We start from the raw sequence: 21,882 nt of genomic DNA, 5'->3' as shown, positions 1-21,882 counted from the left end.
GCGTTATTCTAACATAATCTCAAAAAAACAGACAGTGTTCTCAAATTGTATATACATATAAGACATTAGAATCGCTTTCATATAGACCATCTCACCCGACACTTTTAGATGCCCTGATACTTTGTATTCCCACACATATCCCTATTTTTAATCCCCTTATATTTTTCAAAATGATTCGCACTTTCATATTTTTTAAGATTACAATTAATAGACAATCTAGATATTACATTTGTTCCATATTTACAAAAAATAAAGTGAAACTTTAATCAGTGGGGGTCTTACTGCCCGTTAATGCTTTATTAGCTATCAAGGATTTTAATTATTCAATTCAGCTATTTGCTAGACTTATATTAGAGATGAATTTTCTTTAGTCTAAACTATTAGTTTTTTGTAATAAAAAAACTACACCCTATACTGGATGTAGTTTTTCTAACTGATTTATTTATTTTTCACTTTATTTTTATAAAAAGCAAATAATGGTTCGATGGATGGACTAGATAACAGCGGAATTGCCTTCTCAATCAATTTCCTATCCCAATCAAACCAACGCATTTCCATTAACATATTTATTTCTGTATCAGTAAATCGTTTCTTTATTTCCTTAGCAGGATTTCCACCAACTATTGTATACGGCGGAACATCTTTACTTACGACAGATCCCGCAGCAACAATTGCCCCTTCACCAATAGTAACGCCAGGCATTATTATAGCATTCATTCCAATCCAAGCATCACTTTTTATGACTGTATCGCCCTTAGGTTCATATGATTGTTCAATTTGCTCAGCAAATGGATATACTGTAATCCATTCTGAGTGATGATTATGGTTACCACCCATTAAAATGACTACTCCACTTGCAATGCAAACATAATTCCCAATAATGAGTTTATCAAGATGCCATCCCATCTGTTCAATTGGATTGAAAAGTGCTTGAGACTTAGCATCCCCCCACAAATACCTTACACAGCCATCTTCAAAATTTTGATGACTATAATAGCCTGAATAATAGGAGTACTCTCCCACTTCAATGAGTGGATTTGTTACTATATCTTTTATATACTGTGTTTCTGACCAATGATTAAATAATGGATACTTCATAACTTTATTCCTCGCTTCTAAGTATTATATATTTTGCTATTTACTTAGAAGCTTACTACGACAGCTACATTTTTTAGCTTTCTCAAACGACGAATCATTATCTTCAAGCCTTTCTTTTATACTAAAAAAAGCATAACGCAATACATTACACTAGTCAAATTGTGTAATTTTGAACACATCTTAAACAGCGTAATACTGCAATAAGAACATGAAAACACTCTAACTTTGATCCAAATAATATTTTGATTACATTTAGTTCATATTTTGTAAAAAAATTTTAATTGCCATGACAAAGCAAACAATAACCACTATTGGTCGTATTAATGACGTCCCTTTTGTAAGCACCATCTTCGCTCCAATATATGATCCTATAATTTGACCAAGCATCATAATCAACCCAATTGTCCAATCGATTTGGCCAAAAATAATAAAATATAACAAAGCGGCGAAATTACTTGTAAAATTCAAGATCTTAGCATTTGCAGTTGCTCTTGTAGCACTATATCCACATAAAAGAATGAATGCTAAAGCAATTAAACTACCTGTTCCTGGGCCGAAGAAGCCATCATAAAATCCAAGGAATGGAGCCACTGTTAACGCAAACAACAACATACTTATTTTTCTCGGTCGATCTTCGTTTGCTATATTTGGAGATAATAGAAAATAAAGACCAATAATAATAAGTAAAAAAGGTAATATCATGATTAGATATTCTGCCCGTATCTGTAAAACAAGCCATCCACCGAAAACGGATCCCAAAAAGGTCATTAAGATGGACAAACGCATATCTTTGAGATTAATTTCTTTCTTCTTAATAAAAATCATTGTTGCCATGAGGGTTCCGCTACTCCCTTGTAGTTTATTAGTTGCTATCGCTACAGAAGGAGACATACCTACTAATAACATTATCGGGATAGTTATCATACCGCCGCCCCCAGCAATTGTATCTATCCATCCTGCTAATACAGCTACTAAAAATAGTAGTATGAGTAATTCAATAGTAAAATCCATACAAAGAATAGGGGCAGGCTTGAGCTATTATAACCCAAACCTCCCCATCGCCCCTCCTCTCTTTAAACTAGTTAATGATATCTGTAAAGTAACTTTCTTTCTGATCACGTAATCGGCTGGAAACGTACTGCCTGCAAACAATTCTTCTTCCGTACTTATTATCTCCAATCGGGATTTTATATTCTTCCTCAGATAACCTTTCCCTACCATGAGTTACATTTGTTTGTTTACCATAGTATGAATTTGGGATAATTAATAAATCTTCAGATGTAAGTGGAACCTTATAAGTAGGCGTTGTTCGTAAGAGTTCTAAAAACATGTCAAATTTCAATTTTTCTTCTTCACTTTCTCCCACATAAATCAATCTATTTTCTGCTCCATTCAAACAAGTTGCAATAATATCACCATTATCATCCAAAAATATAATTTGGTTTATTTCCCCTACAAATCCAGATATTTCACCATCCGCCATTCCTGCGATATGAGCAATAGGCATTTTACTTATCGCCAATATATCATCTTTACTGAAGTGATTTTCTTCAAGATGCTTTTGAAGTAATTTTGGCGTTCCAATATGAGTTTGAGTTTTTAAATTTAACACTCCTTTTAATAAAAGAGCATCAACTCTAGTAAATTTTCCACAAGTAATTTCAGACACTATTCGTTCCACGGATTTATTAAGTCTATTTGATACAATTTCTAAATTTGTATTGAATGTTTTCAATCTTGCTTCAATATCTGATTGGTCTTTCATATCTGTAAACACTGTGGCATCGTTATGTTGATAAAAATTCCCACCACCGGTGCTTGCACCGACATTTCGCAAAACTTCATCGTTGTTCAAAGGGGAAATGAGGTGAAATCTATTTTTCCCTGCATGTTCGGATGGGTGAATTAAAGCATCATAATTAAAAAGTGTGGCAAAAAGCCATGTGACCCATTCTGCATAAAAATATTTTTTCATTCTATCGTCTTCGTCTTCACCATAATTAAAACCTTTGCGATTCTCCCCAGGTAATAGTGTTTCCATAGGATCACATGGAATATTTTTAATAAGAGTAGGTGGTACGTTCCCACCACAATTCGCTACTTTTATCATATGTAGTAGTTTTTTTATGTCTGAATTCGAAGTTTTCTTTGAATAATCAATCAAACAATTAAGCCACTCTCTCGAAAAGCTTGCAGCTATTTCTTGATCACAAGTATACGGATTATGAGTTTTTAATTCATAGTCTATTAGATTCTTGATTTTATCCTTCAATACATTAGGAATGCTAATTTCTTCAATTTCTGTAATCTGCAGTGTTCCTTTATTCATTATAAAACCTCCGTTGTTTTATTTTTTCACACCATATCTTCTATTAAATGAACTACCTACTTCTTTTTTGCTCCTTTGCTTTTCTTCAAAGCTATTAGAACTACCAATTTACAGATAAAAAACGTGGAGTATAAGAGATTTCTTCTTAGTCACATTTCCCCCACGAATCTCCGTTAAATTGGCAAATTTAATTTGAAAATCTGATTCATTTTCATACTTTACTTTCAAACTATGTTTATATGATTTTCAATTCAAGTAAGAGTATTTCATTTTCTAAAGTTTTCCTGAGTTTAAAATCAGAATTTTCAAGATAAATATATTGACACTAAAAATATAACACGAAACCAAAAAATGTAAATAAATAGTTTTTTTATAAAAAATAGTCAGACTATTTATGAGTTAATTCGTATTTCATTGAACCAACTACGGCCTCTCAATTTTATTGATAACAATAAAAAGGTCCCCTAAATGGTGATAGAGGACCTTTTTCCAAGTATATTCTATTTTAAATTTCTTACTTACCTTTTATTTTAAAAGATATTGCTGTAACTTCTTTATTAACAGTTCCATGCCGTTTGGACTTACAATAATCTTCCCATTCGCTAACGAAATATTGCTGTCTGAAATATCCCCTGTAAGTGCACAAGCTCTTGGAGATTGATATTTTCGTAAAATAATCTGATCCTCTTCTATAAACATTTCAAGAGAATCTTTTTCTACAATTCCTAAACTCCGTCTTATTTCCATTGGAATAACAATACGCCCCATGCTATCTGCTTTACGAGTAATCCCTCTTGTTTTCATAAAATGCCACCCTTTATTTTTATCTAATATTACGGTACTTATTTTAGCAATAAACAACAATTAGGAATAGTTCGTATTACAGCACTTTTTTTAGGAATAAATACCAATTAGGAATAACTTATGTTAGAATTATTTCTTGTTTATTCTTGATTTTTAATATATTTATCCTTGATCATTTTTATATATTGTTTTCTTTCTGTTAATTCAAATATAAATAATGCCTTTTTTATGTATGTTAAACCAACTTCATTAGAGTGCTGAACTTTTAATAAAATTGCACCTTTTTCAAAGAATAATTCACCTAATAAGTATAAAGTATTCATATTTATGGCTAATTTTATGCCTATTTCACTATACTTTATTGCTTCTTCATATTGATTTGCAAGGTGTAAACATTTTGTTAACGTATGAATGAGTCTTAATTTGATTTCTTTTTCTCTAGGAAATTCTATCTTATTAAAATTAATTAAACTTTGTTTTAATATATTTATACTTTTCTCATACTCTTTATTTTCTGCATGTATTATAGCAATTGAATTCATTATGCTTATTTCTTTTTCTGATAAAAAGTTACTACTACTTAAGGTTTGTTTTAGTGCTCTATTTAAAATGTCAAAAGCATTAATTGTTGCTCCATTTACATAATATATAGCAATCGCTTCATGCCATAATAGAAATTGTTTATCTTCTTTTGATTGGAAATTATTTTCGTTTTTCTCTTTTTTCACTATTTCGTAAAGCTCATTATATTGTTTTTGTTTCACACAATCTCTCATTACATATTTTACATTTTCAATATATTTTATTTTTTTGTTTTTGGTTAGTGCAAATATATAATTTGGATCAATACCAAGTCTTTCAGATAATTGATACAACAATATGCTAGATGGATAAATAATACCTTTTTCTATCTTACTAATTTGACTTTGTGAACATATTCCATGGCATAATTCAGATTGTGACATGTTTTTTTTCTTTCTAAGTTCTTTAATAATAATACCAAGATTGTAGAATTCCATCTTTCCTCCCTCAAATGTAACACTTTATGAGTATAAGAATATTTTCCAACTTTTAATGTAATGTAAAAATTAATATAGTTACAATTACTAATTATATGGATTTATAGTTTCTTTTACAAACTTGTATCACAATACGAGAAATTATTAAAATATGGTTCACTAATAATCAATGGGAGTTTTATTCATGCCCACTGATTATTAGTCCACTCCAGGCAGGCATTTACAGAGAGTCCGACTTCTTTGCCACAGCTAAATTTTGAGGTGGGTATCTTACTGTCCGCAAATAGCGAAATTAAAAGAACTAAATATGATTTTCCACCTTTATTTCTTTTAATAGTTTCTTTTGATTTTTATATAAATCATTTCGAAGGAGCGTATTTTATGAAAAGAATGTTGACCGAAAGAGAGTTAGAAGTGGCTATTTATGTAGCAAAAGGATTTACAGATGTAGAAATTTCAAAAAAAATATATGTTACCCCTCGAAGAATTTCAACGATAATTAATCATATTAAAGAAAAATGGCATATTAATTCTAGAGTAGAATTAGGTATTTTAGTTTATCATTATGGTTTTATAGATGCACCCTTATTTTCAAATAAAGAAAATCATTTATTCGAAAAGGTTGCACAATAATTGACCAAGTATAATGTGGTTCATTTACAAATAAAAACAGAAAAGTCGCTGAACTTTTATTATTTAAGGTAATTCTGTATTCTGAAGGTAATGGGCATGTATGGCTTGCTAAAAGAAAAAATATAGATTGTATTTAGATATTTTAGTAAGACTAATTGTACCAGGAACTTTTAAAAGGTAAAAACATACCTTTAGACAATGTTTCTTCCGTAACAGCAAGTATAGCTTTTAATGTAGAAAATCCATCCATTTTGATTAAGCTTTTTCAAAAAGGGTGGGTTTCTTCAGTTTATAGGAAAGGTATACTTAACTTATAAACTGAAACTTTAATCATTAGAGCTGCCCGTTAATGCAGGATAAAAAATAAAATAAAATAAAATAAAATAGGTAAAAATGCCATCGCATCTTTACCTATCCTATAGATAAACAGGTTCTCATAAGAAATAGAAAACTTCCCTAAACACTATAAATATATTATTTTAAATTAATTGGTTGTTGTTGAGTAATACAATGGATCATACCACCATTTTTATAAAGCTCTCTTACATCAACCCCCACCACTTTACGATCAGGATAAAGTTTTTGAATCGTCTCATTTGCTATTTTATCATTAGGGTCATTATAGTTAGGTACTAAGATAACTTGATTCGCTATATAATAATTAATATATGAACCTTTATAATCAAGTTGCTTTCCGTTTTCTAATGTAACATTATTCTTGCTTAGCGGCAGATATACATACTTGTACTTATTACCCTCAGCATCTTTTGCCTGCAACAACTTGTTAATATCTTTATCAGACGTTCCCCATTCAGCTAAATCTTTTTTGTTTAATGTTATAATAGTAGATTTATCGTGGAATTTTGCAAATCCATCAATATGAAAATCAGTAATATCTAAGTTAGGTACTCCATCTAACCAAATAAAATTTGTTACCCCAAGGTCACTAATATATTTTTCAATATATTTTTCTGACAATTTTGCATTTCTATTTTTATTCGTTACAGCACTTCTAGTTAGTAAAGCAGTTCCATTACCATCTAATTCAAATGCGCCACCTTCAAGAACAAATTTATTCCAATCAATTCTTTCAATTCCTAACTGTTTACTAAGATTCTCACGAAGACGAGCATCTTTCTTATATGGTGTTTTCTTTCCCCATCCGTTAAATCCTGGGTCTAATATCTTTAGATTTTTGTCATTATCATAAACAAAAATTGGTCCAGTATCTCTCGCCCATACATCGTCAGTAGGTGCGATAAAGAAATCAATTTTCCCCATATTTACCCCGTGATCTATTAAAACCTCAGTAATTCTTTCTTTTTCTTCTTGATCATATGCAACAATATGAACTTTTTCGCCTTTGCTTAAAGCATTTGTCATTTGAATCCAAATTGGCTCTACTTCTTGCTGATATTTTTGCCCATATGTAAATTCATGAGGCCATTGTAGCCATGTTCCTTCATGTTTGCTTTTTTCATCTGGCATTGTATACTTTCCTACTTGTTTTCGTACCTCTACTTTCTTCATATCTTTTCTTTGCGTTTTTTCAATTTCCTTCGCCTGAACTTTCTCAATCCCTTTCCCTAGAGCATAACCACTGAAAATAGATGTGGTTAGTATAGCACTCATACACAAATTCGTTATTTTTTTCATTTCTTAACCTCCTTTTCTGTCTTACTGTAAACCTTTACATAGTGTGAAGGTCAAGCTTTTCCGTTTGAATTATTTAAATATTTTAAATGTGAAGTGTAATTTGAATCGAACTTTATACAAAACAAGTAAGAATCAACTATTTCTACTATAATCATCATTTTTTCATAAAATCTTACACTCTTTTCTTATGTTATTCTTTTTATACTATGTACTGTATTATTTTCGAAAATAATACAGTACATGAAATTTCATATTAAATACATATTCATTTATTTATTGATTTGTTTATTCAGTTTATATTTAACTATTCAAAAGCAGTTACAATTCTCTCTTTCATTTTCTGTAATACTTCACTGCTCAATACTTTTTGACCAGCAGGAAGTTTTAATATGGCAGCGGCACCTTTACTAAGGTATATTTCTTGATCATTATTTTGATTTACTACCAATATTCCTTGTCCTTCAAATTCGAAATAACTAATATCTTTTGTTTCATTTGTATTATTCTTTATTGCTGTATATAATCCATATAAATCTTTACTTCTATTTTCTCCGCCCGTTCGAATCGGTTCAATATCATTCGCAACAATTAGTCCTTCTGGCTGCTCACCCTTCATAATAAACCACAACTTTTCATTTGTTGGTAATAGTAAATGCTTAAATTCAGAGCTATTTAAAATTTGCTGTGCTGGAATTGTTTCATAGATTGGTAACGAAAATGGAGATGTTGTTATTTTTTCAAAGCTTAAATTTTCAGAAGAACTTCCCTTACTATATTGATAATCTTTTAATGCGATCGATTGTACCGATTCACTTTTATTTTTTGATGCATAACTAATTTTACTAGCGAAAATAATAACGGTCATTAAACACATGCACGGTATCACAAGCTTAAGTAGTTTTCCCATTTATGAACCCCCGCTTTTAATATTATTAGTTTGCATGGATATTATAAACAGTTTCACTCCACCAAAAATTATTATTGTTATGGAACGTACTGAAATTATGATTATAATGATCACCATACCAAGGGTCCATGTACGTTATATAATCTGTTCCATTTGTCCCTTTATAAAATCCATCAAGTACTAGAAAGTGTCCGATGTTAGCTCCATTTTGCCACATAATGAGTGCAATCATCGGCTGATTACTATTAATTTGACTTTTGAACCAATCATACGATTTTGCTCCAGAACTTATAGCTGAGCTAACACCATATCCCGATAATCCATATTGTATTTCACGTGAAGTTGCAGGATTATTATATGATCCACCCTTAACATACCTAACGTACTGATCTTGTGAAGGAGTTTTCCCAAAATAATTTAAAACTGAAACCGAAGTGCCTGCCCAACACCAATTTGATCTTTCTTGTAATATGTTAGGTACAGATAATTTACGATCTATTGATGTATTTGGAGGATTTCCATTAATATACGCTGACGTTACATATACTTTTTTTCCATCTTTAAAATAATAAAACCAACGATTATCTAAATTTCCTGTCCAGTAATCTTTAACCGCTTCACCATACTCCCATCCTTTAAAAGATACTTTTGTATTTCCGGGAATCACATCTACAATATTTGCATTCAAACTTTTTGCCTCTCTAACATTTACATTCAATGGAGCTGTTGTTCCTGTAAATTCAACTTCCTCTGCTATTATTTTCTGAACACCAATAAAACTAAATGTGAAGAACAATAAAAACATACAAACAATAAAATGCTTTCTTCCCTTCATTTCTCCACCCCTTCATCAGTACTAAAAAACATCAACAATTCATCCTTATTAATTGTTCAAGCTTAATATTACATACTAACGAAAAATGACTTCTCATAAAGTGAAACTTTGATCAGTAGTGGTTTTATTCATCCCCCACTGATTGTTAGTTAAACCAATCGGGCTGCTCTGCAAATAGCGGGATAAATTCCAATACAAAAAAGGAGCCTATAAATTTTTATAGGCTCCTTTTTATTTCGTCGTTATTACTTAGCTAATTCTTTTGTACCCTTCATTAAATCAATGAAGAATCCCCAGTTATTCACTACAGAAGAGATACTGATATGTTCATCTGGAGTGTGGACGTTAAAAATGTCTGGTCCGAATGAAATTGCATCTAATTCAGGCATTTTTTGAACGAATGCGCTACACTCAATCCCCGCATGCACAGCGAAGATTTCAATTTCTTTATTGTATTTTTCTTGATGCACTTTTTCAAATAAATTACGAATTTGTGAGTTTGGATTGTATGGCCATTCTGGATACTCTGACTCTATTTCAAATGTAGCACCAACTAATTCAGCAATATATTTGATTTCTTCTGCAACATGTTGTTTTAAACTACTTACAGAACTTCGCACTTCGTTACGTAATTTAATTTCATCTTGCAACGTTTCAATAACGCCTAAATTTGTTGAGCTTTCTACAAGACCTTTAATATCCATGCTCATACTTTGAATGCCATTTGGAATTAAGAATAATGATGAAATAAGCTGCTTTTGTGTCTCTTTAGCGAATACTTTTTCAACTTTTTCATCCAATTTTGTCAGTGTAACATGAACATCTGGATCAACAGCACGCATTTCTTCTTGTAATACACGTGTCCATGATTCTAGTTTTTCTTCTACTTGTCCTACATCTTCTGTACGAATTAAAATTGTAGCTACACTTTCACGCGGAATTGCATTCGTTTTTAATCCGCCGTGAACTTCACTTATGTTAAACTCCGTATGTGCTGATAAATCACGTAATACTCGTCCTAATACTTTGTTCGCATTACCGCGTTGTTTATCAATTTCCATACCAGAATGTCCGCCTTTTAGACCACCAACATATAGACGGTATGCATCCATATTCGCTGGCGTTTCATCCCAAATTACGGGAATTGTTTCAACAGCTTTCGCACCACCTGCACTACTTACAAGTAATTTATGATCTTCTTCAGAATCAATATTTATAAATATCTTTCCTTCAAAATGATTTGGATCAATAGCAAAAGCCCCGCCCATTGTCGTTTCTTCTTCAGTAGTGATAACGACTTCAAGTGCTGGATGCGTAATTTCTTTTGAATCTAATAAAGCTAATGCATACGCAACTGCAATACCATTATCAGCACCTAAAGTTGTTTGATTTGCATATAACATATCCCCAATGATTCTTAATTCAATTGGATCTTTTTCAAAATCATGTACTGTTGCTTGATTTTTTTCGCAAACCATATCCATATGACCTTGAATAATAATAGCTGGTACGTTTTCATAACCAGCTGTTGCTTCTTTTTTAATAATGACATTTAATGCTTCATCTTGAATGACTTCTAAGTTACGCTCTTTTGCAAAGCCCACTAAATAATCACTAATTTCCTTTTCATTACCTGATCCTCTAGGAATCTTTGAAATTTCTGCAAAATGATAAAATACAGGGTGCTTTGTTAATTGTTCTAAAGTAGAATACATTTTTCAAGCTCCTTTCAAAATGAAAAAATAGTATGTAAGTCTTTTATCATTATACCATGATTCATTATTTTACCTTTCTTTTAACTTTTATTGTTCATTTTATGTAAAACACTCTTACAACATTGTAAGGGCATTGTAATCTATATCGATTTTTCTCATTTAATAATAGCCGTATACTTTTTAAAGAAACACATTAAAGGAGATAAAGAAAATGAAAAAGTTTTTAGCAATTATTACACTATGTTTATTATTTTCTAGTTTTACTATTGGCTGTGAGAGAGCGTCACTAAATAGAATTGGCAAAGATGTATATTACATGCAGATAAAAGGCGAAGGAACTATCGAAAAGGTAGATGGTAGAAACTTACGAAACTATACGCTGCCCGCATATGATGAAGATGGCGTCAAAAAACAAATTACATTTAGAAGTACAAAAAAAGAAAACAATCATAAATTAAATGCAGACGCGTTTTTACGCCTTTATGTAGATCAAGATGATAATAATAAAAATGAAATATCATCAATTGAAGTAAAGTCCTATGAAGAGATTCAGAAAGCAGATTTGCCTGAAAAAATAAGAGAAAAGTTTACTATTAAATAAAAAAACAAAAGAAAATGCTCTATGCATTTTCTTTTTTTCTTTTCACCTGTATATATTTTGAACTACTATTATTCATCAGTTTCTCTAACCGATTTATATTCTCCGTTAATGCACCTTTCACAAGAGAGAAATCTGTATTGGATTCTTCTTTTTTTTCTTTAAAAAACGAAGACTTTTGTACATTGACTTCAGCCATCTCTTCTCCCCCTTTTCAAAAAGATACAACCTTTTATTTATATTATATAGCAAATGTAGAAAGAGTGTACACTTATGATTTTCTTTTTAATTCTTCTTCTAATTCTTCTACTTGCTGCAACGTATCCCCTTTTATTAAAGAGAAATCTGTTGTATCTTCAACTCCTATCTCACATTATCTCTTTTTTATTTTTGTTAATTATTATAAAATTAACAACATTAATCTACTACTACTTAATAATATTTGATATTATTAAGTAGTAAATTAATGGAATTATCATCTAATATATTTTTGGTTAAAATAATTTTTCATACAAGGAGGTTAACCATATTGAATATTATCGTGACTCCAGAATTATTAGAATGTTCAGCCGAAAAATTCAAAAGTGCTCAAGAACAAGCACAAGTACAATTTACCAACCTTCGAAAAGATATCTCATATCTTGAATCAATTTGGTATGGTTCTACCAAAGAAAAGTTTTATTATGATTTTCAACAATCTATCCAAGTAATGAATAAATATATTCATTACCTTCAGCAGATTGAAACTCAACTAAAAAGGGCAGCCGAAAAATTCAGAAAAGTAGATGATGAAACAGGAGCTGAGTTATCCACAAATAATGGGAGTTTACTCGATTCTCTCAAAAAGGGATTGATGACCGCATTATCTCCCACCGTTAAATTAGGTATAATGGCAGGTGTATTAAATGTTATTCCAAACAAAAAAAGAAATGATTTAGTAGATATCGTCACTCGTAAATGGGTTAATGGTAAGGCGGGAGAATTATGGAATAAATTAATTCCCTTGAAAGACTTTTCAACATTAGAAAAAACCGCTGCATCATTAGGAAAATTAGATAAATCTCTTCCTAAAAATAGTATTAAAGAATCTAATATTTCTAAGCATATTATAAAAAATATGAAACCCTTTGGTATAGCTTCCATTACCCTTACTACATTAGGTGAAGTAAATTCATTAACATCAGCCATACAAAGTGATTTTAAAAAATATGATGGCTCTCAAGCTGGTGTTAATATTGCTATGGATACAGTTTATTCTACAGGAAAGGTAGTTGGAAATTTAGCTTCAACTTATGCAGGTGGAGTAGCGGGTGCTGAAGCGGGTGCATTAGCTGGCTCATTCATTTTCCCTCCAGTTGGTACAGCTGTTGGTGCAATTGCAGGTGGCATTATTGGTTCTACTGTTGGTGGCACCGCATTCAATGAATTGGCAGATAAATTTGTACCTCGTCAAAAGTTTAAAGAGAGTATTTCAAGTTTTACAGATAGCTTCACTAATTTTTTAAAATAAATTAAAAATCAATTGAAGAAATGAGGTAAAAAAAGTCTCTAATTAGACTTTTTATGAGCTATGAATAAAAAACAAATTGTTTCCATAGAGGAATTAGCATTTCTAATGAACTCTATAGAAAATCAACCTTATGCAAAAGAATTACTAAGTCTTATCTATGATGAACTAGAGAAAGCAGATGTCGAAAAAATATTATTAACTGCAGCGCATTCCCTATTTGCTAGAGGATTATTAAACTTTAATCAACAAACTAAAGAAATGCAATTACAACCGGGTATAAAGAAATTATTCAGCACTATGTGTAATCCGCACCTTTCATTATTACTTCAAAAAGTCGATTTTACAAACGAAACAACGATTACTGCTAACATTTATATTGATAACACTTCAAACGTTACATATCAGAGTTTAGATGGTATTATACATGAAATCGAAGAGATTTCAGACGATAGATTATTTTTAGAATCTAAAAATTTATTACAGCTAGGATTTCAAGAAGAGGAAAAAGAAAGTAACATTGTAGGAACTCTCCCAAACCACATCGTACAAAATATCGAAAAGTTATTCCCATTGTCTATTCAAGAAGGGAAAACAATGTTAATCGAGAATGGATTTAATTCCTTATATGCTGAAAATTTTATAAGGGATTTAAAAACAACGCAGTCGATTTACACTATTATGCGTCTAGATACAACAGAAAAGAATGAGGTTATTTCTGACAATGGATTCTTTGTTATTGAATCACCAAACACTCAATGGCTATTAACTCAAAATATAATAAATGATTCCTTTGATATAACCTATTTAACCAAAAATCTTTTCGAAAATGAAATAGCAAAACTAATAAAACATTAATCCTCTAAGACGGGAGTATATTTATATTGAATAAACATCAGAATTCTAACAAAAAAAAGGAAGGTCTTTTCGAAAATAGGATATTACCTATCATCACTGTTCTTTCAGGTGTAATTCTACTAGTGTACAAAGGGTTAGAATTTATTTCAAAGTATGTACTACTTTTAATCTTATTTGCCCTAATTATTGCTTCTTTATACTTATTGTTTATGCGAGAAATAGTTGGTGCTGCTATTGGATTTATTTTTGCAGCTCTTGGATATTATATGTATAAAATTATTTTTAAACAAAAAAAGAAATAACGGATAAACAAATCATAAAGATGTAATTTAAAAGAGAATGCTTTTACGCATTCTCTTTTAAATTACCCTCTTTTATATACTTATATGGGATCGCCTCTATAAGTTTTTCTAATCCATTTACATTTTGAGTTAATGCACCTTTCACAAGAGAGAAATCTGTATTGGATTCTTCTTTTTTTTCTTTAAAAAACGAAGACTTTTGTACATTGACTTCAGCCATCTCTTCTCCCCCTTTTCAAAAAGATACAACCTTTTATTTATATTATATAGCAAATGTAAAAAGAGTGTACACTTATGATTTTCTTTTTAATTCTTCTTCTAATTCTTCTACTTGCTGCAACGTATCCCCTTTTATTAAAGAGAAATCTGTTGTATCTTCGTTATCTTCTTTAAAAAAATCATTGTCATAATCTTTTACCACTACAATCACCTCTACATGCTAGTGTAGGAATGATTGTCCAATTTTATTCAACTTTGTCGGATTTTGTTTTTAATTTATGTATAGAAGAAAAGGACAGAAAAAGATTCTGTCCTTATTTACTAAAATAACTATGATGTATTGTTAAATTATATACATTTTCAAAATCCCGATCTTGCAGGTTATTTTTCTTTCCATCAATAACAATGAAAACGTCACTTACTATTTTTGCTGGTATAATCCCGACATTTTCTACTTGCACCGCTTTCTGCTCATTCAATTGCTCGATATGTTCTAACGGGACGATAATACTAAATTGTGAGCGAATACCACGAAAGTTTGTATTTAATTCCTTCGCAGCTTCAAAAACAACAATTTTCGCGCCAATCTTTTCCCCATATGAATCTAAAAATGCATTTAAGCTCTTTGTATATTCCTCTTCCGTATGCCATTCCATCGTACCGAATACTGCTGGATTAACATTTTGAATAATTGTCGTGTATATTTCCCCTCTCGCTTTAGACGCAATTAATGATCGTTTTATGGATTGAACTGTCTTGCCAATATCGCTAAATTTCGCACCCCATATTTCTGAAATATTAGGCGTTAAAATGAACGCAATATCAACAAAAATAACCATTGCAGTAAACATTAAAAGATTTTTCCAGAGGGTTAAATCGATTCCTTTTATCATGAAATACACGGTGACAGATATGATAAACAAACCATACCAAGTCTTTCTAATACGTTGCTTTTTCTCCTCGTACAACTCCTCATTTTTCCAATAAAAGAAAACAAGGACTACAAAGACAATCGCTAAAACAAATAAGCCAATTCGAATGTTAGAGATCATTAATCACATCACCCTCCATTCAAAAACTACTCACGATATCATTACATGCGCAAGCTGCTCTCTTTATGACAAAAGACGTGGACAAGCTTCTAAAATTAGCTACATCGCATATATATTAGAAGGTACCACGTCTTTTATCCTACTATTTGTGGGCAGTAAGACCCCACTGATTAAAATTTCACTTTACCATGAGTCTATATTGTATATGTAGACAAGCATTCATTTCAAATTTTTGTATTAAAAAGAAATATGTTTCGGAATTTCCCCTTCAGGTACTTCTCCATCCATACTTAAATAATAATGACGAATCGGACGTAAGTTTTCGTCTAATTCATAAACAAGCGGAATGCTAGTTGGAATATTTAATGAAACTACACCATCACTTGAAAGGTTGTCTAAATATTTTACTAGCGAGCGAATTGTGTTACCGTGTGATGAAATAATTACTTTATTACCACTTTTTAATGTCGGCGCAATTTCTGAATGCCAATAAGCAAGTACTCTCTTCTCCGTATCCTCTAAACATTCAGTTAATGGAAATTCACCTTTTTTGAGTGTTTTATATCTTGGATCGATCGCTTCATATCGAGGATCGTCTTCAATAAGAGCCGGTGGTCTTACATCAACACTTCTTCTCCAAATATGAACTTGCTCCTCACCATATTTTTGAGCAGTTTCATCTTTATTCAACCCTTGCAATGCACCATAATGTCTTTCATTTAGCTTCCAAGATTTATGTATTGGGACCCAAGTAAGATCCATCTCATGAAGTACAATCCATAACGTCCGAATTGCGCGTTTTAATACAGATGTATAAGCCACATCAAAAGTATATCCGTTTTTCTTTAATATTGCTCCTGCTTCTCCCGCTTCACTTAATCCATTCTCTGATAGATCAACATCTGTCCATCCAGTAAAGCGATTTTCAAGATTCCATAAACTTTGTCCGTGACGAATAAGTACAAGTTTTATCATTATAATTCCCCTTTCGGAAATGTGAATTTTATTGTTCCATTACGTACACGTATAAAGTATCTAGTAATGTATCTTTTTATCCATTCACTCTATGACCAATCGATAGTTGCCAAATGTATGGATAAAATTTGTTCTTTTTCAAACGATAAAAACAGAAGCTTTTTCATTATTTTTGATCGACTGGTATTTCCCGTTTCGATATCCAAGCATCAAAACCTGATCGGCTATTTGCCATTTCATTCATAACTTGGTGCCAATTGTCCTCACATGATTCACCAAATTTTGAAAAAATAGCACCCATTTGTTGTCTTTGTACATCACTCAGTTTTTTCTCTAAATCTGTACCTTTTTCTGTTAAAGACAACTGTTTCACACGTCGATCATGCATAGCTTCATTACTCTCAATTAAGCCCTTTTCCACAAGTTGACGTAGCGGCCCGTGGAGAGCTTGTTTACTTATTTCTAATAGTGATAATAACTCATTTACACTTATCCCTGGAAAACGTGCGATAAAAAATAAAATTCGATGATGTACTCGTTGAATGCCATATTCTTTTATAATTTCATCTGGCTTTTCAGTAAATGTTTTATATGCAAAATAAAATAATGCTAATGCCTCATTCATCTGTTCTTCTTTATGTTGTGTCATCTACTTTCCCCCTGTATGTAAATTATACCACAATCTAGTAATGAATATTTTAATCAACGCATTAGAACTTCTTTAGTCTATTGAAACATTCATTGCATAATTAGGAGATGATTCATTTGAAAAAACAATATACTGTAAGTACATATTTATTGGATAGACTACACGAATTAGGAATTGAACATATATTTGGGGTTCCTGGTGATTATAATCTTGCCTTTTTAGATGATGTGGTAGCACATAAAAATTTAAAGTGGATTGGCAATTGTAATGAATTAAATGCTGCATATGCAGCAGATGGGTACGCTCGCATAAAAGGAATCGCCGCTCTTATTACTACTTTCGGTGTTGGAGAATTAAGCGCTATTAACGGTATTGCTGGCTCATATGCGGAAAACGTGCCAGTTATAAAAATTACAGGTACGCCACCAACGGAAGTAATGGAAAATGGAGCAATCGTCCATCATACGTTAGGCGATGGAAAATTCGACCACTTTTCCAATATGTATCGAGAAATCACTGTGGCACAAACAAATGTAACACCTGAGCATGCAGTTGAGGAAATTGACCGTGTTTTACGTGCATGTTGGAATGAAAAACGCCCTGTTCATATTAATTTGCCGATTGATGTGTATAATAAACCAATTAATAAACCTACAGAACCAATTTTATATAAACCGATTTTAAGTAATAAAGAAGCGTTGGATAAAATGCTACTACATGCCACTTCAATAATAAATAACGCCAAAAAACCTGTAATTTTAGCTGATTTTGAAGTAGATCGATTTCACGCTAAAGAAAATTTACATCAATTTGTAGAAAAAACTGGGTTTCCCATCGCGACGTTAAGTATGGGAAAAGGAATATTCCCAGAAAAACACCCTCAATTTATAGGGATTTATACTGGTGATGTAAGTTCTCCGTACTTGAGAAAAAGAATTGATGAATCTGATTGTATTATTAGTATTGGTGTGAAGTTAACTGATACTATTACAGGCGGCTTCACACAAGGTTTTACAAAAGAACAAGTTATAGAAATCCATCCCTACACTGTGAAAATTATAGATAAAAAATACGGTCCAGTTGTAATGCAGGATGTTTTACAAGATTTAAGTGATTCAATTGCGCATCGTAATAAAGATACTCTTGAAATTAAGCCATTTATTTCAGCACCATCACCTTTTACTGAAGAGTTCAATCCAAAAGCACAAATGGTCACACAAAAACGTTTTTGGCAGCAAATGTACCATTTCTTACAAGAAAACGACATCTTAATTGTAGAACAAGGAACACCTTTCTTTGGTAGTGCTGCTATCCCTCTACCTAAAAACACTGCATATGTAGGACAACCGTTATGGGGATCTATCGGATATACATTGCCCGCTCTACTTGGTACACAGCTCGCCAATTTAGCACGGCGCAACATTTTAATTATTGGTGATGGTTCTTTCCAAGTAACTGCCCAAGAGTTATCAACTATACTACGTCAAAATTTAAAACCGATTATATTTTTAATCAATAACAACGGATACACCGTTGAACGTGCCATTCACGGCCAAAACCAACCTTATAATGATATACAAATGTGGAATTACAATAAACTATCAATGGTATTTGGGTCAGAAGAAAAAAGTCTAACATTTAAAGTAGAAAATGAAGCAGAATTAGCAGAAGTCTTAACAAATATAACTTTTTATAAGAATCAACTTATCTTTATTGAAGTTATAATGAGCCAAAGCGATCAACCTGAATTGTTAGCTAAACTCGGGAAAAGATTTGGTCAGCAAAATTCTTAATATAAAAGCATAACCTAATTATACAATTGGTAGTGTAAAACTTGTTTTGAGAATAGTTTCGACACTCAAAATACATAAGGAAAAGGATGGAAAGCACCATCCTTTTCTATTTTAAGAGCATTCTTCGACTAACGCCCCGTATGACAAGCAAAAATTCTTAATCCATCTTTAACTTTATAGCTTTTGTCGCAATAAATGTTTTAATATGCTTATCTAATATCCTTGTCCCACCAAAATCATCCTCATAAAAACCTGTTATAGCAAAACCAGCTTCAATTTGGCCTTGAATTTGGTCTTCTAAAGTATGCGCATATTCTATTGTTTGATTTGAATCGATGTAATCTTGAACTTCATCCTCTGGTAAATAATCCAATGTTGATGAAGGAATTGAATGTTTAACATCAAGAATACCTTTTTGTTCTTGGTTATCATCAAAGATCCATAGTAACGGATTTGTAAATCCAGCAATAAGAATACCTTTATTCTTTAAAACCCTAGAAACTTCATTCCATACAAGATGAACATCTTTTACAAACAAATTAGAGACAGGATTTACAACAATATCAAAATAATCATCTTCAAAATCACCAAGGTCTGACATATCTCCTTGTACGGTTTTTAAAGTCAAACCATCCCGTTTTGCTACCTTTTCATCTTGTTCCAATTGCTTCTTAGATATATCAGTAACTGTTACATCTGCTCCAGCAGCAGCTAGAACTGGTGCTTGTTGTCCGCCACCTGATGCTAAGCAAAGTATCTTTAATCTATCTAATGACTTTGGAAACCACTCTCTAGGAACTGATTTTTCCGTAGTGACTGTAATCTCCCATTCACCTGATTTGCTTTTCTCAATAACCTCGCTACTTACAGGTTGCGTGTATCTAGAACCTTCTTCAACCTTCTTATCCCATGCATTACTGTTTTGTTGTGTAATATCCATTGCGATTAGTCCTCCTAACGATCTAGTTGGATTTTAAGTGTAAACTTATTAACTATTTATGCTTTCCTTTTTCTATTAACCCGTCTGATAGTTCATACATAGTTGTCTATATTTATATTAACAGATAAACACTAATAATTACTAAAAATTCTAAAAAGACACAAAAAAAGCATTCCAAATCTGTTGACAGTTGGAACGCTTTTTTATGTTATTTAGTTTTTCAAGCTTTTAACTAAATCCATTAAACAAATAAGCTATGCTTTTTCTTTTTTATTCCGCAAGAGTTAACTGCCAAGATACACCATACTTATCATTTAACCAGCCAAACTTTTTACTAAACGGATAAGAACCTAAAGGCATGAGAATTGCTCCATCCTGCGCTAGTTTATGAAAGACCGTTTCAATTTCTTCTTCTGTCTCACAAGTTACATAAAGAGACATAGCTGGAGTGAATGTAAAATTATGATTTACATAACTATCAATACACATAAACTCTTGGCCATTTAGCGTAAAAGTTGCATGAATTACAGTTCCCTCTTTACCAGGTCCATTTTCATCGTAGCGAGAAATACTTACAATTTCCGATTGATCAAATAGCGACGTATAAAAATTCATTGCTTCTTCAGCTTTGCCCTCAAACATTAAAAACGTAGTAATTTTTTGATTTGCGTTACTCATATGGAGACAGCCCCTTGTTATGTATTTATGTAAAACATACGTCACTCAAAAACCGAACGTATATTCCTATTAATATATTGTCTATAAAAACGATGAGTTTGTCAATTATCTACTTTATTATTTCTTCTTAAATAATGCTGTCCAAAGAAATGATTCTCCAAACATTTCATTCGGTTGTTTCATTTGTTTCATCCTTCTAATCTCAATTACCTCAAATTCTTTAAATATCTCTCTTAACTTTTCTTCCGAGTATGCAAGACCACCTTGTAGACTCCATTCTCTATATACGTCCCAATCTGTTATTTCTGATCCATTTCGCTCATCTAAATCGCCTGCCGCAAAACATGTTAATCCGAAATAACCACCCGATTTTAATGAGTTTTTAATTAAATCCACATAATTTATTCTTCTATGCGGTGGAATGTGATGCAAACAGCCCGAATCGTATACAAAATCAAATTCGTTTTGAACCTCTAAATTAAAAATTGAATTACAAATAAAATGAATTCCTATTCCTTTTTCTAATGCCCTCTCTTTAGCCCAATTAATGCCCTCTACAGATAAATCCACTGCTGTTACATCAAATCCTTGAGTCGCTAAATAAATGGCATTTCTACCTGGACCACATCCAAGTTCTAATACTTTCCCTTTTGAAACTCTCTCTTTTTTTATATACGAAACTAGATTCTCATCTGGAATATTTTCAAAAAACGGAACATCTTTTTCTTTATTCTCATAAAACTCATTCCAAAATGGTTCTGCAGGTCTTAATAATGAATCAAGCATTTTTAAAATGTCTTCTTGTGTGTGTAACGTTTCAGTTTTCATTAATACCCCTCCATAAATTAATAGTCAGAAAATTATTATATATCTTTTCGAACTTTCAAACAAAGAAAAAACTCCTATATTCAATAGGAGTTTTTGTCTTTAAAATCCGAGTACAGCTAACCATTTTAACAATTTCTCTTCTCGCGCTTTTAAATCATCATTCCTAAACTTGCCTAGTTGTATTTCACTAACAACTTCTCCGTCCTCCATAAAAAGAACTCTTTTTGTTTTCTCTGCTACCTATACAACATGAGTCACTTAAGAAGGTTACTTTGCTGAAAAATAAAGCCGATTTCGTTAAGGGATATTTTTGCTAACGCCTCTTCTTTCATACATGTTATTTCATACAATCATACTTTTCTAATAAAATAACGCTTTTGTTCACTTTTTTGATACATTTACGAAACATTCATGTGTTACCTTCATTAAGTTCTTTTCTTTTTATAATGTCGTGTGAGATATACCAACAGAGGAAGCCCTAGATCCC

24 protein-coding genes and 1 pseudogene are annotated in these 21,882 nt (G+C 31.7%); 6 read left to right on the top strand and 19 right to left on the bottom strand.

Translation table 11 applies throughout. The features are described 5' to 3' along the window. Window positions 1-438: 438 nt before the first annotated feature. The 5 genes from ATL10_RS06300 to ATL10_RS06280 form a co-directional block, all read right to left on the bottom strand. Window positions 439-1,098 carry a CatB-related O-acetyltransferase gene (locus ATL10_RS06300; RefSeq protein WP_000876940.1) on the bottom strand — a complete coding sequence of 220 codons (660 nt, stop codon included), beginning with the start codon at window positions 1,096-1,098 and terminating at the stop codon, window positions 439-441. A 252-nt stretch (window positions 1,099-1,350) separates the two neighbouring features. Then, on the bottom strand, window positions 1,351-2,109 hold the full coding sequence (locus tag ATL10_RS06295) for a TSUP family transporter (RefSeq protein ID WP_000347984.1): 759 nt from the start codon (window positions 2,107-2,109) through the stop codon (window positions 1,351-1,353). Window positions 2,110-2,176: 67 nt separating this feature from the next. Beyond that, on the bottom strand, window positions 2,177-3,427 hold the full coding sequence (locus ATL10_RS06290; RefSeq protein ID WP_090976595.1) for a hypothetical protein: 1,251 nt from the start codon (window positions 3,425-3,427) through the stop codon (window positions 2,177-2,179). 525 nt (window positions 3,428-3,952) lie between these two features. Then, window positions 3,953-4,231, bottom strand: coding sequence for an AbrB/MazE/SpoVT family DNA-binding domain-containing protein (locus ATL10_RS06285; RefSeq protein ID WP_016512834.1), 279 nt, complete (start codon window positions 4,229-4,231; stop codon window positions 3,953-3,955). Between the two features lie 140 nt (window positions 4,232-4,371). Beyond that, a complete protein-coding gene (locus ATL10_RS06280) occupies window positions 4,372-5,250 on the bottom strand; it encodes a helix-turn-helix domain-containing protein (protein ID WP_016512835.1) in 879 nt (292 codons plus the stop codon). 381 nt (window positions 5,251-5,631) lie between these two features. Between ATL10_RS06280 and ATL10_RS06275 the strand changes: the two genes are divergently transcribed. Then, complete coding sequence (locus ATL10_RS06275) at window positions 5,632-5,883, top strand: response regulator transcription factor (protein ID WP_000827555.1); 252 nt, start codon at window positions 5,632-5,634, stop codon at window positions 5,881-5,883. A gap of 474 nt (window positions 5,884-6,357) precedes the next feature. Here the strand turns inward: ATL10_RS06275 and ATL10_RS06270 are convergent, their stop codons facing one another. From ATL10_RS06270 to pepD, 4 genes are all read right to left on the bottom strand, one after another. After that, window positions 6,358-7,539 (bottom strand): agmatine deiminase family protein, encoded by a 1,182-nt coding sequence (locus tag ATL10_RS06270; RefSeq protein ID WP_061661054.1) that lies wholly within the window; start codon window positions 7,537-7,539, stop codon window positions 6,358-6,360. A 304-nt stretch (window positions 7,540-7,843) separates the two neighbouring features. Next, on the bottom strand, window positions 7,844-8,446 hold the full coding sequence (locus tag ATL10_RS06265; protein ID WP_071729953.1) for a hypothetical protein: 603 nt from the start codon (window positions 8,444-8,446) through the stop codon (window positions 7,844-7,846). A 25-nt stretch (window positions 8,447-8,471) separates the two neighbouring features. Next, window positions 8,472-9,281 carry a papain-like cysteine protease family protein gene (locus tag ATL10_RS06260; RefSeq protein WP_086404181.1) on the bottom strand — a complete coding sequence of 270 codons (810 nt, stop codon included), beginning with the start codon at window positions 9,279-9,281 and terminating at the stop codon, window positions 8,472-8,474. Window positions 9,282-9,526: 245 nt separating this feature from the next. Next, window positions 9,527-10,996, bottom strand: coding sequence for a beta-Ala-His dipeptidase (gene pepD, locus ATL10_RS06255; protein ID WP_110496592.1), 1,470 nt, complete (start codon window positions 10,994-10,996; stop codon window positions 9,527-9,529). A 211-nt stretch (window positions 10,997-11,207) separates the two neighbouring features. Between pepD and ATL10_RS06250 the strand changes: the two genes are divergently transcribed. Further along, entirely contained in the window at window positions 11,208-11,597 is a 390-nt protein-coding gene (locus tag ATL10_RS06250) for a YxeA family protein (protein ID WP_000713869.1), read from the top strand. Between the two features lie 19 nt (window positions 11,598-11,616). On the opposite strand, the gene spoIISB (ATL10_RS06245) is transcribed toward ATL10_RS06250, so the two are convergent. After that, on the bottom strand, window positions 11,617-11,793 hold the full coding sequence (spoIISB, locus tag ATL10_RS06245; RefSeq protein ID WP_088024060.1) for a stage II sporulation protein SB: 177 nt from the start codon (window positions 11,791-11,793) through the stop codon (window positions 11,617-11,619). A 330-nt stretch (window positions 11,794-12,123) separates the two neighbouring features. On the opposite strand from spoIISB (ATL10_RS06245), the gene ATL10_RS06240 reads away from it, so the two are divergent. Genes ATL10_RS06240 through ATL10_RS06230 form a run of 3 tightly spaced genes read left to right on the top strand, consistent with a single transcriptional unit; the run spans window position 12,124 to window position 14,261 of the window. Beyond that, the gene (locus ATL10_RS06240) at window positions 12,124-13,104 is read left to right on the top strand and encodes a WXG100 family type VII secretion target (protein ID WP_090976589.1); all 981 of its coding nucleotides are present in this window, start codon (window positions 12,124-12,126) and stop codon (window positions 13,102-13,104) included. 60 nt (window positions 13,105-13,164) lie between these two features. Next, window positions 13,165-13,959, top strand: a complete 795-nt coding sequence (locus tag ATL10_RS31135) for a hypothetical protein (RefSeq protein ID WP_176518896.1) — start codon at window positions 13,165-13,167, stop codon at window positions 13,957-13,959. 26 nt (window positions 13,960-13,985) lie between these two features. After that, window positions 13,986-14,261 (top strand): hypothetical protein, encoded by a 276-nt coding sequence (locus ATL10_RS06230; protein ID WP_063547286.1) that lies wholly within the window; start codon window positions 13,986-13,988, stop codon window positions 14,259-14,261. Between the two features lie 43 nt (window positions 14,262-14,304). Here ATL10_RS06230 and spoIISB (ATL10_RS31130) read toward each other — a convergent pair whose 3' ends face one another. From spoIISB (ATL10_RS31130) to ATL10_RS06200, 5 genes are all read right to left on the bottom strand, one after another. Beyond that, entirely contained in the window at window positions 14,305-14,481 is a 177-nt protein-coding gene (gene spoIISB / locus ATL10_RS31130) for a stage II sporulation protein SB (protein WP_090976585.1), read from the bottom strand. Window positions 14,482-14,553: 72 nt separating this feature from the next. Beyond that, window positions 14,554-14,682, bottom strand: coding sequence for a hypothetical protein (locus ATL10_RS06220; protein WP_000237818.1), 129 nt, complete (start codon window positions 14,680-14,682; stop codon window positions 14,554-14,556). A gap of 112 nt (window positions 14,683-14,794) precedes the next feature. Continuing rightward, entirely contained in the window at window positions 14,795-15,532 is a 738-nt protein-coding gene (locus tag ATL10_RS06215) for a type II toxin-antitoxin system SpoIISA family toxin (protein WP_000624977.1), read from the bottom strand. Window positions 15,533-15,769: 237 nt separating this feature from the next. Further along, the gene (gpmA, locus tag ATL10_RS06205; protein ID WP_098289801.1) at window positions 15,770-16,507 is read right to left on the bottom strand and encodes a 2,3-diphosphoglycerate-dependent phosphoglycerate mutase; all 738 of its coding nucleotides are present in this window, start codon (window positions 16,505-16,507) and stop codon (window positions 15,770-15,772) included. 166 nt (window positions 16,508-16,673) lie between these two features. Beyond that, complete coding sequence (locus tag ATL10_RS06200; protein ID WP_000191888.1) at window positions 16,674-17,156, bottom strand: MarR family winged helix-turn-helix transcriptional regulator; 483 nt, start codon at window positions 17,154-17,156, stop codon at window positions 16,674-16,676. A 107-nt stretch (window positions 17,157-17,263) separates the two neighbouring features. On the opposite strand from ATL10_RS06200, the gene ATL10_RS06195 reads away from it, so the two are divergent. Continuing rightward, window positions 17,264-18,949, top strand: a complete 1,686-nt coding sequence (locus ATL10_RS06195) for an alpha-keto acid decarboxylase family protein (RefSeq protein ID WP_110496590.1) — start codon at window positions 17,264-17,266, stop codon at window positions 18,947-18,949. A 157-nt stretch (window positions 18,950-19,106) separates the two neighbouring features. On the opposite strand, the gene ATL10_RS06190 is transcribed toward ATL10_RS06195, so the two are convergent. The 4 genes and pseudogenes from ATL10_RS06190 to ATL10_RS32300 all read right to left on the bottom strand — a co-directional run. Then, window positions 19,107-19,889 (bottom strand): class I SAM-dependent methyltransferase, encoded by a 783-nt coding sequence (locus ATL10_RS06190; protein WP_110496588.1) that lies wholly within the window; start codon window positions 19,887-19,889, stop codon window positions 19,107-19,109. A 270-nt stretch (window positions 19,890-20,159) separates the two neighbouring features. Continuing rightward, entirely contained in the window at window positions 20,160-20,567 is a 408-nt protein-coding gene (locus tag ATL10_RS06185; RefSeq protein ID WP_000063589.1) for a VOC family protein, read from the bottom strand. A gap of 117 nt (window positions 20,568-20,684) precedes the next feature. Next, on the bottom strand, window positions 20,685-21,395 hold the full coding sequence (locus ATL10_RS06180; RefSeq protein WP_110496586.1) for a class I SAM-dependent methyltransferase: 711 nt from the start codon (window positions 21,393-21,395) through the stop codon (window positions 20,685-20,687). A 99-nt stretch (window positions 21,396-21,494) separates the two neighbouring features. Beyond that, a pseudogene (locus tag ATL10_RS32300) lies at window positions 21,495-21,635 on the bottom strand (ABC transporter ATP-binding protein); the annotation flags it as partial. Window positions 21,636-21,882 lie beyond the last annotated feature (247 nt).

The sequence above is a fragment of the Bacillus sp. 196mf genome (assembly GCF_003217275.1).
Taxonomy (GTDB): Bacteria; Bacillota; Bacilli; order Bacillales; family Bacillaceae_G; genus Bacillus_A; species Bacillus_A thuringiensis_S.
The sequence above is the reverse complement of the archived record's forward strand: the minus strand, read 5'-3'. Positions and strand labels throughout refer to the sequence as shown.